General features: G+C 59.3%; 13 protein-coding genes. 9 read left to right on the forward strand and 4 right to left on the reverse strand.

Annotation, left to right across the window (positions count from 1 at the left end; genetic code table 11):
* Positions 1-21 precede the first annotated feature (21 nt).
* The gene (locus tag KGB23_RS08130; protein ID WP_223430602.1) at positions 22-921 is read left to right on the forward strand and encodes a hydroxymethylglutaryl-CoA lyase; all 900 of its coding nucleotides are present in this window, start codon (positions 22-24) and stop codon (positions 919-921) included.
* Positions 922-1,593: 672 nt separating this feature from the next.
* Here KGB23_RS08130 and KGB23_RS08135 read toward each other — a convergent pair.
* A complete protein-coding gene (locus tag KGB23_RS08135; RefSeq protein WP_223430603.1) occupies positions 1,594-3,291 on the reverse strand; it encodes an AMP-binding protein in 1,698 nt (565 codons plus the stop codon).
* Positions 3,292-3,493: 202 nt separating this feature from the next.
* On the opposite strand from KGB23_RS08135, the gene KGB23_RS08140 reads away from it, so the two are divergent.
* Genes KGB23_RS08140 through KGB23_RS08155 form a run of 4 tightly spaced genes read left to right on the forward strand, consistent with a single transcriptional unit; the run spans position 3,494 to position 9,061 of the window.
* The gene (locus tag KGB23_RS08140) at positions 3,494-4,657 is read left to right on the forward strand and encodes an isovaleryl-CoA dehydrogenase (protein ID WP_046047545.1); all 1,164 of its coding nucleotides are present in this window, start codon (positions 3,494-3,496) and stop codon (positions 4,655-4,657) included.
* Between the two features lie 12 nt (positions 4,658-4,669).
* Positions 4,670-6,277: a carboxyl transferase domain-containing protein gene (locus tag KGB23_RS08145; protein WP_223430604.1), complete on the forward strand. Its 1,608-nt coding sequence runs from the start codon at positions 4,670-4,672 to the stop codon at positions 6,275-6,277.
* Between the two features lie 13 nt (positions 6,278-6,290).
* Positions 6,291-7,106 (forward strand): gamma-carboxygeranoyl-CoA hydratase, encoded by an 816-nt coding sequence (locus tag KGB23_RS08150; protein WP_056740299.1) that lies wholly within the window; start codon positions 6,291-6,293, stop codon positions 7,104-7,106.
* Entirely contained in the window at positions 7,106-9,061 is a 1,956-nt protein-coding gene (locus tag KGB23_RS08155; RefSeq protein WP_223430605.1) for an acetyl/propionyl/methylcrotonyl-CoA carboxylase subunit alpha, read from the forward strand. Before KGB23_RS08150 ends, KGB23_RS08155 begins: the two co-directional genes overlap by 1 nt.
* 39 nt (positions 9,062-9,100) lie before the next feature.
* Here the strand turns inward: KGB23_RS08155 and KGB23_RS08160 are convergent, their stop codons facing one another.
* The gene (locus KGB23_RS08160) at positions 9,101-9,751 is read right to left on the reverse strand and encodes a LexA family protein (RefSeq protein ID WP_223430606.1); all 651 of its coding nucleotides are present in this window, start codon (positions 9,749-9,751) and stop codon (positions 9,101-9,103) included.
* A 129-nt stretch (positions 9,752-9,880) separates the two neighbouring features.
* On the opposite strand from KGB23_RS08160, the gene KGB23_RS08165 reads away from it, so the two are divergent.
* Both KGB23_RS08165 and KGB23_RS08170 read left to right on the forward strand, forming a co-directional pair.
* Positions 9,881-10,222, forward strand: a complete 342-nt coding sequence (locus tag KGB23_RS08165) for a DUF6124 family protein (RefSeq protein ID WP_223430607.1) — start codon at positions 9,881-9,883, stop codon at positions 10,220-10,222.
* A 484-nt stretch (positions 10,223-10,706) separates the two neighbouring features.
* A complete protein-coding gene (locus tag KGB23_RS08170) occupies positions 10,707-11,858 on the forward strand; it encodes a M14-type cytosolic carboxypeptidase (protein WP_223430608.1) in 1,152 nt (383 codons plus the stop codon).
* Positions 11,859-11,954: 96 nt separating this feature from the next.
* Here KGB23_RS08170 and KGB23_RS08175 read toward each other — a convergent pair whose 3' ends face one another.
* Positions 11,955-12,500 (reverse strand): cytochrome b, encoded by a 546-nt coding sequence (locus tag KGB23_RS08175; protein WP_223430609.1) that lies wholly within the window; start codon positions 12,498-12,500, stop codon positions 11,955-11,957.
* A complete protein-coding gene (locus KGB23_RS08180) occupies positions 12,497-13,585 on the reverse strand; it encodes a catalase family peroxidase (RefSeq protein ID WP_223430610.1) in 1,089 nt (362 codons plus the stop codon). Before KGB23_RS08180 ends, KGB23_RS08175 begins: the two co-directional genes overlap by 4 nt.
* 314 nt (positions 13,586-13,899) lie before the next feature.
* Here KGB23_RS08180 and KGB23_RS08185 point away from each other — a divergent pair, with 314 nt between their 5' ends.
* Positions 13,900-14,406 (forward strand): RNA polymerase sigma factor, encoded by a 507-nt coding sequence (locus KGB23_RS08185; RefSeq protein WP_223430611.1) that lies wholly within the window; start codon positions 13,900-13,902, stop codon positions 14,404-14,406.
* The gene (locus KGB23_RS08190; protein ID WP_223430612.1) at positions 14,403-15,155 is read left to right on the forward strand and encodes an anti-sigma factor family protein; all 753 of its coding nucleotides are present in this window, start codon (positions 14,403-14,405) and stop codon (positions 15,153-15,155) included. Before KGB23_RS08185 ends, KGB23_RS08190 begins: the two co-directional genes overlap by 4 nt.
* The last annotated feature ends 111 nt before the right edge of the window (positions 15,156-15,266 follow it).

The raw sequence follows: 15,266 nt of genomic DNA on the forward strand, positions 1-15,266 counted from the left end.
TAACCCACAGGTGAATTGCTTATGTCCCTTCCCGCCCACGTACGCCTGGTCGAAGTCGGCCCACGCGACGGTCTGCAAAACGAAGCCCAACCCATCAGCATTGCGGACAAGGTGCAACTGGTCGACGCGCTGACCGCCGCAGGCCTCGGCTATATAGAAGTCGGCAGTTTCGTGTCGCCCAAATGGGTACCGCAAATGGCTGGTTCCGCCGACGTCTTCGCGCAGATCCAGCGCAAGCCGGGCGTGACCTATGGTGCACTTGCACCGAACCTGCGCGGGTTTGAAGACGCCATTGCAGCCGGGGTCAAGGAAGTCGCGGTCTTCGCCGCCGCGTCGGAATCGTTTTCCCAACGCAACATCAATTGCTCGATCAGCGAAAGCCTTGAGCGCTTCGTGCCGATCATGGACGCCGCCAGGCAACACGGGGTCAGCGTGCGCGGTTACGTGTCCTGTGTGCTGGGCTGCCCTTACGAAGGTAACGTCGCGCCGGAACAAGTCGCTCGGGTCGCTCGCGAGCTCTACGCGATGGGCTGCTATGAAGTTTCCCTGGGCGACACTATCGGCACCGGCACCGCTGGCGCGACCCGCAAGATGTTCGAAGTGGTCTCGGCCGATGTGCCCCGTGAAAAACTGGCCGGGCACTTCCACGACACCTATGGCCAGGCCATGGCCAACATCTACGCCAGTCTGCTGGAAGGCATCTCGGTGTTCGACAGCTCCATCGCCGGTCTCGGCGGCTGCCCGTATGCCAAGGGCGCCAGCGGTAACGTCGCCACCGAAGACGTGGTTTACCTGCTAAACGGCCTGGGTATCGAAACCGGTATCGACCTGGACGCCTTGATTCTGGCCGGTCAGCAGATTTGCACGGTGCTGGGGCGCCCGACCGGTTCGCGCGTGGCCAAGGCTCGTAGCGCACAGTGAGGCGTCCGGGTGTTACCGCTGCGTCTGAAACGTGGGGGCGCAAGCGAGTAACACGGAAACAAATTGTCGGGTTTTGACTGACGGAAAAATCCGATAAAAATGCAAATTATTGATTTTAAAGGATTTTTAAAAGTTGGCACGGCTTCTGCTATCTCTACTGCATAACAAGAACAAAAAAAGCGGCAAACCTAATAAAAATAAGACGTAACGACTCTGACATAACAAAAACAACACGGCAGAGACGCAGCTAACAGATTTTTTTGGAGAGGATGTGCTTTTCAGGGTGCTTTTCGGAGTAACCCGCAACCGGGCAGAGAACAATAAAACTACCTTCAGGTAGCTCCCGAACTGGTTGGATCGCTTAGCGAAAAAGTAGATCAGCGCTCAAAAAAATACGTTTGCTCTTGATCCCGGATGGGGATCGACAAAAACAGCGGTAAAGGGTCACGGTTTCCAAAAACAACAAAAGACCGCCCCTCAATAATAAAAAAGAGCACGCGCAACGACAAAATTAAAGGGGAGCTTCGGCTCCCCTTTGTGCTTTCTGGTGTTTGCCTTTCCCCCAATCCAAATGTGGGAGCGGGCTTGCTCGCGAAAGCGGTATGTCAGTCAACATTTTCGTCGGCTGATACACCGCTTTCGCGAGCAAGCCCGCTCCCACAGGGATTGTGGTCAGCCTTTGATATCTCGCAATTCCTCGATACTGATCTCGCGCATCCGAAACTTCTGGATCTTCCCGGTCACGGTCATCGGAAACTCATCGACGAACTTAAAGTAACGCGGTGTCTTGAAGTGCGCGATGCGCTCCTTGCACCACGCTTGCAGCTCCTGCTCGGTGGCGCTGTGGCCCGGATGGAATTTGATCCAGGCGACAATCTCTTCGCCATAACGCGAACACGGAATCCCGATCACTTGCACATCGGCGACGGCCGGATGGGTGAAGAAGAACTCTTCCAACTCCCGCGGGTAAATATTCTCACCACCGCGAATGATCATGTCCTTGTTACGTCCGGCAATGCACACGTAGCCTTCGTCGTTCATGCTCGCCAGATCACCGGTGTGCATCCAGCCGGCCTGATCGATGGCTTCGGCGGTGCCTTGCGGATTGTTCCAGTAACCGAGCATCACGCTGTAGCCGCGGGTGCACAGTTCACCGATAGCGCCGCGCGGCACCAGGTTGCCCGCTTCGTCGATGATCTTGCTTTCCAGTTGTGGCTGGGTGCGGCCGACGGTGGTGACGCGCAATTCCAGTTCGTCTGACGGACCGGTCTGCAACGACACCGGACTTGTTTCCGTCATGCCGTAGGCAATCTGCACTTCGCTCATGTGCATGTCACTGATAACCCGACGCATCACTTCGATCGGACAGGTAGCCCCGGCCATGATCCCGGTGCGCAGGCTCGACAGATCGAATTCAGCGCGTTTGGGCTGATCGAGCATGGCGATGAACATAGTTGGCACGCCATAAAGCGCGGTGGCCTTTTCTTCGGCGACAGTGGTCAGGGTCAGCAGCGGATCGAACGCATCGTTGGGGTAAATCATGGTGCTGCCGTGGGTCATGCAACCGAGGTTGCCCATGACCATGCCGAAGCAGTGATACAGCGGCACCGGGATGACCAGACGATCTTCATTGGTCAGGCCCAGGCTTTCGCCGACCATGTAACCGTTGTTGAGAATGTTGTAGTGACTGAGGGTCGCGCCCTTCGGAAAACCGGTGGTGCCAGAGGTGTACTGGATGTTTACCGCCTGGTCGAAATGCAGGCTGTCCTGGCGTTCGCGCAACTGCTCGGCTGACACGCTGCCCGCCAGATCGGTCAATTGCGACCAAGGCAGGAAACCCGATGGCGGCTGAGCATCAAGGCTGATGACACCGCTCAGCTCCGGCAGGCGCTGGCTCTGCAACTTCCCGATGGATTGCTCCGCCAACTCCGGAACGAGGCCTTGCAGCATTCCATGATAGTCGGAGGTCTTGAAGGCGCCGGCGCAGACCAGCCATTGGCAGCCCGACTGCTTCAACACGTATTCAAGTTCGGAGCTGCGATAAGCCGGGTTGATGTTGACCAGAATCACGCCGATTTTCGCGCTGGCGAACTGACTGATACACCATTGGGCGCAGTTCGGTGCCCAGATGCCGAGACGGTCACCGGCCTGCAAGCCCAGCGCCACAAATGCTCTGGCGTGCAGATCCACGGCTTCGGCCAGTTGCTGCCAGGTGTAGCGCAACTGTTGATGACGCACGACCAGCGCCTCCCCGGTCGGGTACTGCGCGACAGTGTTATCGAACGCCTGGCCGATGGTCATCGCCAGCAAGGCTTTGTCCTGGGAACCACGGGTGTAACTGCGCTGCGGGCTTGCACTGGGTTGATCCATGACGACCCCTATTGTCTTTTTTAGTGGGTTGTTGGAACGAGGCATGGCTAGCCCCGATCATTCAGAACTGGCTCTACTCTCGCTCAAGTTGACGTTAACGTAAAGGGTGATTGACAGCCATTCGTCACAGGCTTACGTTAACGTAAAGGTGAGAACCACATCACGGCCCTCCCTACCCTACAAAAAAGCCAAAAGGTGACCCATGAGCTACCCATCCCTGAACTTCGCCCTCGGTGAAACCATCGACATGCTGCGCGATCAGGTTCAGTCCTTCGTCGCCAAAGAGATCGCGCCTCGCGCTGCTCAGATCGACATCGATAACCTGTTCCCCGCCGACCTGTGGCGTAAATTCGGCGACATGGGCCTGCTGGGCGTGACCGTCCCGGAAGAATACGGTGGCGCTGGCCTGGGTTACCTGGCCCACGTGGTAATCATGGAAGAGATCAGCCGCGGTTCGGCCTCGGTTGCCCTGTCCTACGGCGCGCACTCCAACCTCTGCGTCAACCAGATCAACCGCAACGGCAATCACGAACAGAAAACCAAATACCTGCCGAAGCTGATCAGCGGCGAACACATCGGCGCCCTGGCCATGAGCGAACCGAATGCCGGTTCTGACGTGGTGTCGATGAAACTGCGTGCCGACAAACGCGGCGATCACTACGTCCTCAACGGCAGCAAAACCTGGATCACCAACGGCCCAGACGCCAACACCTACGTGATCTACGCCAAGACCGACCTGGAAAAAGGCCCCCACGGCATCACCGCGTTCATCGTAGAACGTGATTCCAAAGGCTTCAGCCGCAGTAACAAATTCGACAAACTCGGCATGCGCGGTTCCAACACCTGCGAGCTGTTCTTCGATGACGTCGAAGTGCCGGAAGAAAACATCCTCGGCGTGCTCAACGGCGGCGTGAAGGTGCTGATGAGCGGCCTCGATTACGAACGCGTTGTCCTGTCCGGCGGCCCGACCGGGATCATGCAGGCCTGCATGGACCTGATCGTGCCGTACATCCACGACCGCAAGCAGTTCGGCCAAAGCATCGGCGAATTCCAGCTGATCCAGGGCAAGGTCGCCGACATGTACACCCAACTCAACGCCAGCCGTGCCTACCTCTATGCGGTGGCCCAGGCGTGCGAGCGTGGCGAAACCGCCCGCAAGGACGCCGCTGGAGTAATCCTCTACAGCGCCGAATGCGCGACCCGAATGGCCCTCGACGCGATACAGATTCTCGGCGGCAACGGCTACATCAACGAATTCCCGGCCGGTCGTCTGCTGCGTGACGCCAAGCTGTACGAAATCGGCGCCGGCACCAGTGAGATCCGTCGCATGCTGATCGGTCGCGAACTGTTCAACGAAACCCGCTAAACGGAGCTGTCCATGGCTATCCTGCATACCCAGCTCAACCCCCGTTCGGCGGAGTTCGCGGCCAACAGCGCGGCAATGCTCAAACAGGTCGACGCCCTGCACACCCTGCTCGCTAAAGTGCAGCAAGGTGGCGGCCCGAAGGCGCAAGAGCGCCACACCTCGCGGGGCAAACTGCTGCCCCGTGAACGGATTAATCGCTTGCTCGATCCGGGTTCGCCGTTTCTTGAAATCAGCCAATTGGCAGCCTACGAGGTGTATGGCGAAGACGTTCCGGCCGCTGGCGTGATTGCCGGGATCGGCCGTGTGGAAGGCGTCGAATGCATGATCGTCGCCAACGACGCCACCGTAAAAGGTGGCTCGTATTACCCGCTGACCGTGAAAAAACACCTGCGCGCCCAAACCATCGCCCAGCAGAACCGTTTGCCGTGCATCTACCTGGTGGACTCTGGCGGCGCCAACCTGCCACGTCAGGATGAAGTGTTCCCGGACCGTGAGCACTTCGGACGGATCTTCTTCAACCAGGCCAACATGAGCGCCATGGGCATCCCGCAAATCGCGGTGGTCATGGGCTCCTGCACCGCCGGTGGCGCGTACGTGCCGGCCATGGCCGACGAAGCGATCATGGTGCGCGAGCAAGCGACGATTTTTCTCGCCGGCCCGCCACTGGTGAAAGCCGCCACGGGTGAAGTGGTCAGCGCCGAAGACCTCGGCGGGGCCGATGTGCATTGCAAGATTTCCGGGGTGGCCGACCACTACGCCGAGAGCGACGAACACGCCTTGGCCATTGCACGGCGCAGCATCGCCAACCTTAACTGGCGCAAACTCGGCGAAGTGCAACAGCGCACGCCCATCGCCCCGCTCTACAACAGCAATGAGTTGTACGGCGTGGTGTCGGCGGATGCCAAGCAGCCGTTCGACGTGCGCGAAGTGATCGCGCGGCTGGTGGACGGTTCGGTGTTCGACGAATTCAAAGCGCTGTTCGGGACGACCCTGGTGTGCGGCTTTGCCCACTTGCACGGTTACCCGATCGCGATCCTCGCCAACAACGGCATTCTGTTCGCCGAAGCCGCGCAGAAAGGCGCGCACTTCATCGAACTGGCTTGTCAGCGCGGTATTCCGCTGCTGTTCCTGCAAAACATCACCGGTTTCATGGTCGGCCAGAAATACGAGGCCGGCGGCATCGCCAAGCACGGCGCGAAACTGGTGACCGCCGTGGCGTGCGCCAAAGTGCCGAAATTCACCGTGATCATCGGCGGCAGTTTCGGTGCTGGTAACTACGGCATGTGTGGGCGAGCTTACGATCCACGTTTCCTGTGGATGTGGCCGAATGCACGCATCGGCGTGATGGGCGCCGAGCAGGCGGCGGGTGTTTTGGTGCAGGTGAAACGCGAGCAGGCCGAACGCAGTGGTCACAGTTTCAGTGCCGAGCAGGAAGCCGAGATCAAGCAACCGATCCTCGACCAGTATGAAGAACAGGGTCATCCCTACTACTCCAGCGCCCGGTTGTGGGACGACGGTGTCATCGACCCGGCGCAAACCCGCGATGTATTGGCCCTGGCCTTGTCGGCGTCGCTGAATGCGCCTGTCGAACAGAGCCGCTTCGGCGTGTTCCGGATGTGATCGGGAGAAAATCATGAGCGACTTCAACACCCTCGAACTGCTGACCGACCCGCGTGGTTTTGCGACCCTGTGGCTCAGCCGTGAAGAAAAGAACAACGCGTTCAATGCCGAAATGATCCGCGAACTGATCCTCGCGCTGGACAAAGTGTCGAGCGATGCCAGTCTGCGTTTCCTGTTAGTGCGTGGACGCGGCAAGCATTTCAGTGCCGGCGCGGATCTGGCCTGGATGCAGCAATCGGCCGAACTCGATTACCACACCAACCTCGACGACGCCCGGGAACTGGCGGAGTTGATGTACAACCTCGCCAAGCTGAAAGTCCCGACGCTGGCGGTGGTGCAAGGCGCTGCATTCGGTGGTGCGTTGGGCCTGATCAGTTGCTGCGACATGGCCATCGGCGCCGATGACGCGCAGTTCTGCCTGTCGGAAGTGCGCATCGGCCTGGCCCCGGCGGTGATCAGTCCGTTCGTGGTGCAAGCCATCGGCGAACGCGCGGCACGTCGCTATGCGCTGACTGCCGAGCGTTTCGGCGGACAACGAGCGCGGGAAATCGGCTTGTTGTCGGAGAGTTATCCGATCGCAGAACTGGAACAGAAAGTCGAGCAGTGGATCGACAACCTGTTGCTCAACAGCCCGGCCGCCATGCGCTCCAGCAAGGACTTGCTGCGCGAAGTCGGCCACGGCGCGCTGACCCCGGCACTACGCCGCTACACCGAAAATGCCATCGCCCGAATTCGCGTCAGCCCCGAAGGTCAGGAAGGCCTGCGGGCTTTTCTGCAAAAGCGTCCGCCGAGCTGGCAAGCCGAAACCACCACCAAGGAGCCGCGTTGATGAGCGCACCTGTTCTCACCACCCTGCTGGTGGCCAACCGCGGCGAAATCGCTTGCCGGGTGATGCGCACCGCCAAAGCCCTGGGCCTGACCACCGTGGCCGTGCACAGCGCCACTGACCGTGAAGCCCGACACAGCCGCGAAGCGGATATCCGCGTCGACCTCGGTGGCAGCAAAGCCGCTGACAGTTACCTGCAAATCGACAAACTGATCGCCGCGGCCAAGGCCAGCGGCGCTCAGGCGATTCATCCGGGTTATGGCTTTCTTTCCGAGAACGCCGGGTTCGCCCGCGCGATTGAAGTAGCTGGCCTGATTTTCCTCGGCCCGCCCGCCTCGGCCATCGACGCGATGGGCAGCAAATCTGCCGCCAAAGCCTTGATGGAAACCGCCGGCGTGCCGCTGGTGCCTGGCTATCACGGTGAGGCTCAGGACCTCGACACCTTCCGCGACGCTTGCGAGCGCATCGGTTATCCAGTGCTGCTCAAGGCCACCGCGGGCGGTGGCGGCAAAGGCATGAAAGTGGTCGAGGACGTCAGTCAACTGGCCGAAGCCCTGGCCTCGGCCCAGCGTGAAGCGAAATCCTCGTTCGGCGATTCGCGGATGCTGGTGGAGAAGTACCTGCTCAAACCGCGTCACGTGGAAATCCAGGTCTTTGCCGATCAGCATGGCAACTGCCTGTACCTCAACGAACGTGACTGTTCGATTCAGCGTCGGCACCAAAAAGTCGTTGAAGAGGCACCCGCTCCAGGCTTGAGCCCGGAACTGCGTCGCGCCATGGGCGAAGCCGCCGTGCGATCGGCACAGGCCATCGGTTATGTCGGCGCCGGCACCGTGGAGTTTCTGCTGGACTCTCGCGGTGAGTTCTTCTTTATGGAGATGAACACACGCCTTCAAGTCGAACACCCGGTCACTGAAGCCATCACCGGCCTCGACCTGGTCGCCTGGCAGATTCGTGTGGCCCGCGGCGAAGCGCTGCCGATGACTCAAGCAGAAGTTCCACTGATCGGCCATGCCATCGAAGTGCGGTTGTATGCTGAAGACCCGAGCAATGATTTCCTGCCGGCTACCGGCCGACTGGAGCTGTATCGTGAATCCGCGCAAGGTCCGGGACGGCGGGTGGACAGTGGCGTCGAAGAAGGCGATGAAATTTCACCGTTCTACGACCCGATGCTCGGCAAACTGATTGCCTGGGGCGAGGATCGTGAACAGGCGCGACTGCGGCTGCTGAGCATGCTCGATGAGTTTGCCATTGGCGGGCTCAAGACCAACATCAACTTCCTGCGCCGGATCGTCGGCCATCCGGCGTTTGCTGCGGCCGAACTGGATACCGGGTTCATTCCGCGCTATCAGGAAGAACTGCTGCCCGTCGCCTCGGACCTCAGTGACGAATTCTGGCAAGCCGCCGCCCAGGCATTTGCCCAAAGCCAGCCGAGTTCTCCACGAGCCGATGACCTGGTTTCGCCTTGGGCCAACAGCAATGGTTTGCGTGTCGGACTGCCGACAGAAATCACCCTGCATTTGAGTTGTGAAGGCCAGGATCGCGCGCTGACATTGGGCGACGCTGATGCCCACACCGCTCAACTCAAGGGCGAGCAACTGCTGACCGAGCACAACGGCCTGCGCCGCCAGCATCGGGCAATCCGCCGGGGCGACGTTGTGTATCTGCAATGGGAAGGTGAATTACGCCGCATCGAGTCCTACGACCCGATCAGTGCCGTCGAAGCCAGCCACAGCCATCATGGCGGGCTGACCGCCCCCATGAATGGCAGCATCGTGCGGGTAATGGTGGAAGCCGGGCAAACGGTAGAAGCCGGGGCGCAACTGGTGGTGCTGGAGGCAATGAAAATGGAGCACAGCATTCGTGCGCCACACGCCGGGGTGATCAAGGCGCTGTATTGCCAGGAAGGCGAGATGGTCAGCGAAGGCAGTGCGTTGGTCGAGTTTGAAGAAGCATGAAATGAAGATCGGTCCTACGTCTTGCGAGGACCGATCTGATTAGAACCTGGCTGTCGCCTGAACCACTACGCCGATAATTCGGCACTCTTCGGTGTAAAGGGCTTTCGGATACGTCGGATTGAGCGGGACCAGGTAACGCTGCCCGCCCTCTTCGATCAGCTTGCGAAAGGTCGCCTCGGCGCTGTCCGACCACTGGGCGATCACCAGTTTTCCGGGTTCCGGCACGATGGCCGGGTCCACCAGGATCATCATGCCCTCGGCAATGCTGATACCCGTGGGCGCGGTCATCGCATCGCCCACCACACTCAACCAGAAGGCCGGGCCCTGGGCGTGGTAGTCGGTCAGCTCGAAGCGTTCCTCCTTGCGATACACCGTCAGCTCACCATCGCGCAGCTGCGCCGGCTCCTTCCAGTCACTGACCGGGTAGCGGAAGTACGGGTTGTACTTCAGCGCCAGAGGCATCTCCTCCTCTTCCAGGATGAGTGGTTCGCGGATCACCAGCACCACTTCGAGAAAGTCCATGCCCAGCGCCTTCAACACACGGTTCATGTTGACGACGCCGGGGTCGCGGCGTTTGTTCAGCCAGTGGCCGACGCCGCCCTGGGACATCCCGAGGCGATCTGCGAGTTCTTCTTGAGTGACTTTGAGTTCACTCATCTTGGCCTTGACCAATTCAATCCATTTATCCATGTGCGGCACGATACGTGGGCGCCTCCGGCCGTCAAAACACAAATTGTAGTATTTAATCTCTCGTCATAAATACAGTACGTACTAGGATTGGTTCACGGATCTGAATCTATCACGGAGCTTGCCATCGCCATGTCCATCCCCTGCAACGACCTGCCTGACATGCAAATCGACACTTCCCTCACCTCGCCAAAAGGCTCTGCCGCCGCGCAACGAGCGCTGGACTATTACTTGAAACCAGCTGTTTCAGAGGAAGTGGTCGAAGAACGTTTCTTTGACGTAAACCGCAACATCAGCTGCGAAGAGGCGCTGGTCCATGCCACGGATTTGCTACGTTGTGCCGCCGCCATCGCGTACGAGTCAGCCAGCAATTTGCAGGGCGCAAGTCGGGACCTGGCGTTTTCGGCGGTGCACATGATCGACATGGCCAGGGCGATGGTAAATCGATCCCTGGAGGGCGATCAGAACGGGTGACACTTGGGTGCTTGCGAGGAGGACGGGAAAGAATTTTCCAATCGCGCAGATAAAAGCATTTGACTTGCAAACGAGAATGATTATTATTGCATGCAGCTGGTCGCGAGATCAGTCGATTGTCCAAGTGACCTTAGGTCGGTCTCCTGGACTATCTCCTCATCAGGCTAATCACGGTTTTTGACCCGGCTTTTTGCCGGGTCTTTTTTTTGCCAGTTATTCTGGCTTTACCTTCAGGCTAATGAAGTCTTTAGGTGCTGCAAATTCGAATGGCGCGGATGATATCAAAAGAATATCCGTTGGCAAGAGAAGCCCGGCATCATTGGCCCAAACTAAATCAAAAATAGCGCTTGAGAATCAATCGCGCAGTCTCTAAGCTGCGTCGGCGTCAAGGAGGACGCCCCCCGCTTCAACCCAGAATTTCCCCCGGTTTTTCCCTTCCCAGCGTGTAAAGTAACAGCCATAAAATCATATTCAGGAATCGACTATGGCCGTGGCTAAATCCTCTTTCGACATCAGTGCCAACTTCGACAGTGGCAACATTGAAGTGCTGGACATCAGCAATCCGTTGCAAGCCCTGCTGGCCATCAAGCCAGACACCCGCAGCCAACACTTTCAGTGGTTCCACTTCAAGGCCAGCGGTCTGCACGTCGGCCAGGAACACTGGTTTCGTCTGAACAATGCCAGCAAGTCCTCCTATAACAAAGCCTGGGATGGTTATCAGGCGGTGGCGTCCTACGACCACGTCAACTGGTTCCGGGTGCCGACCATTTTCGAAGGTGACTGCCTGCGCTTCAGCCTTGAAGCCACCGCCACCCACGCCTGGTTTGCTTACTTCGAACCCTACAGCCGCGGTCGCCATGACTGGTTGATCGAGCAAGCGCTGACCAAGGCCGGCACCGAACTGCTGGCCACCGGCAAGAGCGTCGAAGGTCGAGACATCCAGCTGCTGCGTAAAGGCACGGGCGCCGAAGGTCAGCGCAAGGTCTGGATCATCGCCCAGCAACATCCGGGCGAGCACATGGCCGAGTGGTTCATGGAAGGCGTGATCGAGCGCCTGGAAAAGCATGACGATCCTGTGCTGAACAAATTGCTCGCCAGCGCCGACCTGTATTTGGTGCCGAACATGAACCCGGACGGCGCCTTCCACGGTCACCTGCGCACCAATGCCATGGGCCAGGACCTGAACCGCGCCTGGCAGAGCGCCAGCCAGGAAATCAGCCCGGAAGTGCTGTTCGTTCAGCAGCAGATGGAAAAGTACGGCGTGGACCTATTCCTCGACATCCATGGCGATGAAGAAATCCCCTACGTGTTCACCGCCGGTTGCGAAGGCAATCCGGGGTACACGCCACGGATCGAAAAACTCGAAGAGCATTTCCGCAGTCATCTGAAGCACCTGACCAAGGACTTCCAGACCAAGCACGGCTACACCCGTGACGAACCGGGCAAAGCCAACATGACCCTGGCGTGCAACAGCGTCGGCGAGAAATTCGACTGCCTGTCGCTGACCCTCGAAATGCCCTTCAAGGACAACAACGATGCGACGAATGCGCTGACCGGCTGGTCTGGCAAACGCTCGAAGCAATTGGGTAAGGATGTGCTGACCACCGTGGCGGATATGGTCAACACTTTGCGCTGAACACGCAGAATCAAAAGATCGCAGGCTTCGCCAGCTCCTACGCCGACCGTGTGAACCGCACGAATCGTTGTAGGAGCTGCCGCAGGCTGCGATCTTTTAGCCGCGATCCTTGCCCCGCAACATGCTGTCCAGCACGTCATCGCGGCGCACCCAGCCGTGAAACAACGCCGCCGCCAAATGCAGCAGCACCGTCAAGAACAACAAATACGCCAGATACCCGTGAGCCTTGCGCAGGAACGCAAACACCTGCGCATTCGCCGGCAGGATCGATGGCAACTGCAATGAGCTGCTGAGCATCACCGGATCCCCCGCCGCCGAAATCATCGCCCAGCCCAGCAGCGGCAGGATCAGCATCAACGCGTACAGCAAAACATGTGAAGCCCTGGCCGCCAGCGCTTGCCAACCCGGCAGATCCGCCGGCAGCGGTGGCTGTTGCGTGGAAAAGCGCACGGCCAGGCGCACGATCACCAACAGCAGAATCGCGACGCCCAAGGGTTTGTGCAGATGAATCAGCCACTCATGACGCTCGGACACCGAAGCGGCCATGCCCGCGCCGATAAACAGCATGGCAATGATCATCAGCGCCATCAGCCAGTGCAGCAATCGCGCTAAAGGCGCGAAGTGGTTCGGTTGAGCGCTCATTGACGAGACTCCTGTTTATTAGCGGCGGGCAACTGGCTGACTTCGCTGGTACGACGCAAGTAGGAAGTGGCGTACCCCGCTGAACGAGCGGCGAGCAAAGGGTCGTCGGAACCTTCGATACCAGCGGGCAGGACCAGCGGGTCGTAGTTGATGTCCCGGCATTCGCCATTGAGTTGTGGCTGGGTGCTTTCAAGCACCAGAGTGCCGGCGTTCAACACTTTGCGACCCTCGGGCCAGGCTTTGCTGGCGTCGTTCACCGGATCACCGGGGTTGGCCAGCGTGATGTTCAGCTGCCAACGCAGCGGCCCTGCGGAAATACGCTGCACCAGGTCTTTCTCCAGGAATTCACCCCCTTCAGGCGCCGTAGCACCCGCGGCATCCTGAGCGACGGGCACCATGCTCCAGCGCACCGCCTGTCGCTGTCCCGCAGCGTTCACCAGGTAAAACGCATTGACGCTGTTGTAGGTTTCCGTCACGTAACTGGCCGACGGCTTGGCGGTTTTGATCCAGGCCAGGAACGGTGCGGCTTCCGGATGCGAACCGAAGAACGCTGGCACGGCAGCCGGGTTCGGCTTGCCGGTGGCCGGGTCCGGCGACTGGGCTTGTTGCAATTGGTAGAACGCTTCGGGCGTACCCACCGGGAACACCGGCATGCTGTTCATCCCGGTGCGCCATTGTTGGCCGTTGGCCTGGGTGAACCGCAGGGCCAGACTGCGGATCGGCACGCTGTTGTCTGGCGCATAAGGATTACCGGCCGGCAATGCGAAACGCCCGACCACAGGGGTTCGCGCTTCATTGAACACCTGAGCACTGGAATAGCTGCGCGCCTCGCCACTGCTCTCGAAATGCCCGATCACACACACGCCTTTGGAGTGGTTACGCCGGAAACCCGGGTGCACGCCGTTGTTGGTCTCCAGCACATTGATCAGCTTTTTCGGCGTCAGGCGTTGTGGGTCGAAGGTGCCATTGACGTAGGCAAAAGCCCCGGCCAGGGCGGCAACCACCACAGCAATACCCGCCAGACGTAATGTCAGGCTCGCGGCACTCAAGGGTGGCCGGGTTGGCGGTGATGAGCGATCTACCATGAAAGACTCCAGGGCCATCGGCCACAAGTGAGAAGGATCAAGCAGACGAACCCCACTGCGGTTTATTCCATCGCGCCGTATTTATTTTTTCAGGCGTGGAATAACCTCCAATGCCGGGCGTCTCTCAGGTGTCCGGTCTCACAAATACGTTCCTTTTTGGCGAGTGGCTGTTGTTGCCAGACAAGGCGCCGCGACGCGTCATAGCTCGCTATGGCAAGGAGCGGCAACGCAGTATGGCGACAACAGACGCCGCCAAAAAGGAAACGTATTTGTGAGACCGGACACCCCCTAGCGTAGTGACTAGCCAGAACTTCATGAACGATATCGACGAACAACTGCGAGAAATCATTCCCAGATTGCGCCGGTTTGCCGTGTCGTTGACGCGCAACCCCAGCAGCGCCGACGACCTGGTGCAGTCTTGCCTTGAGCGCGCGCTGTCGAGTTGGAGCGACAAACGCCCCGAGGGCGACTTGCGCGCCTGGTTGTTTTCGATTCTGTATCGACAGTTTCTCGATGCTCACCGGCGCTCCCGGCGTTATGCACGGATGCTCGAATTCTTTACCGGGCGTGACGATTCACAGCCGTCGGTGGAACGCACCGTGATCGCCCAATCGACCCTGAAAGCCTTCGATCAACTCAGCACTGAACAACGTGCCCTGCTGCTCTGGGTCTCGGTCGAAGGCTTGAGTTATAAAGAAGTCGCCGAGATTCTCGACGTCCCCACCGGCACCGTGATGTCCCGCCTGTCCCGTGCCCGTCAGGCCTTGCGCCAGTTGAGCGACGGCGAAATCACCCGCCCTTCTCTGCGGAGACTCAAATGATCAGCCTGCCCCCAAGCGAGCGTGACCTGCACGCCTACGTCGACCAGCAACTCAGCGATGCCGACCGACGTCTGGTGGAGACTTTTCTGGCCAGCAACGCTGAGGTGGCTGCACAAGTGCGCGCCTGGCAGCAGGACGCCCAGCAATTGCGCGCGGCATTGAGCGGCGCCCTGCAGCAACCGGCCAACCCGGACCTCGACCCGGCGCTGATTCGCCAACACCTCAAACGACAATCTCGCCGTCACCTGGCCAGCGCTGCCGTGTTGCTGATTGCGGTCAGCGTCGGCGGGTTCAGCGGTTGGCAAGCCCGGGAGATGACGCTCGTCAGTGCCCAACTGCCGATGACCGACGCCCTGCAGGCCTATCGCCTGATTGCCCAGCGAGGCATCCTGCCGGCCGACTACAAAGTCAGTGACGACGGTGATATGCAGGGTTGGCTCGACCGCTATTTCACTCAGGCCAATCGCTTGCCTGACCTTTCGGGCGCAGGTTTCAAACCGATCAGCGGACGCTTGCTGAGCACCGAGCAAGGGCCGGCGGCGATGGTGGTTTACGAGGATCAAAGCGGCCATAAAGTCAGCTTCTACGTCCGCCCACCAGGACCGAAAAACTACCTGTTACCGAGGGGCAGTCGCAGCGATGGCGAGTTGCAGGCCGAGTACTGGTCAGGGGGCGGGTACAACTACGCGATGGTCAGCCCGAGCGATACGCCGGCGGCGCAGATGCTCAAGCAAACCGTGCAGTTCTGAACACACCACCAATCAAATGTGGGAGCGGGCTTGTTCGCGAATGCGGTGTGACAGTCCACATTAATATTGACTGATTAACCGCATTCGCGAGCAAGCCCGCTCCCACATTGG

Source organism: Pseudomonas sp. GL-B-26, from assembly GCF_019947405.1.
Taxonomy (GTDB): domain Bacteria; phylum Pseudomonadota; class Gammaproteobacteria; order Pseudomonadales; family Pseudomonadaceae; genus Aquipseudomonas.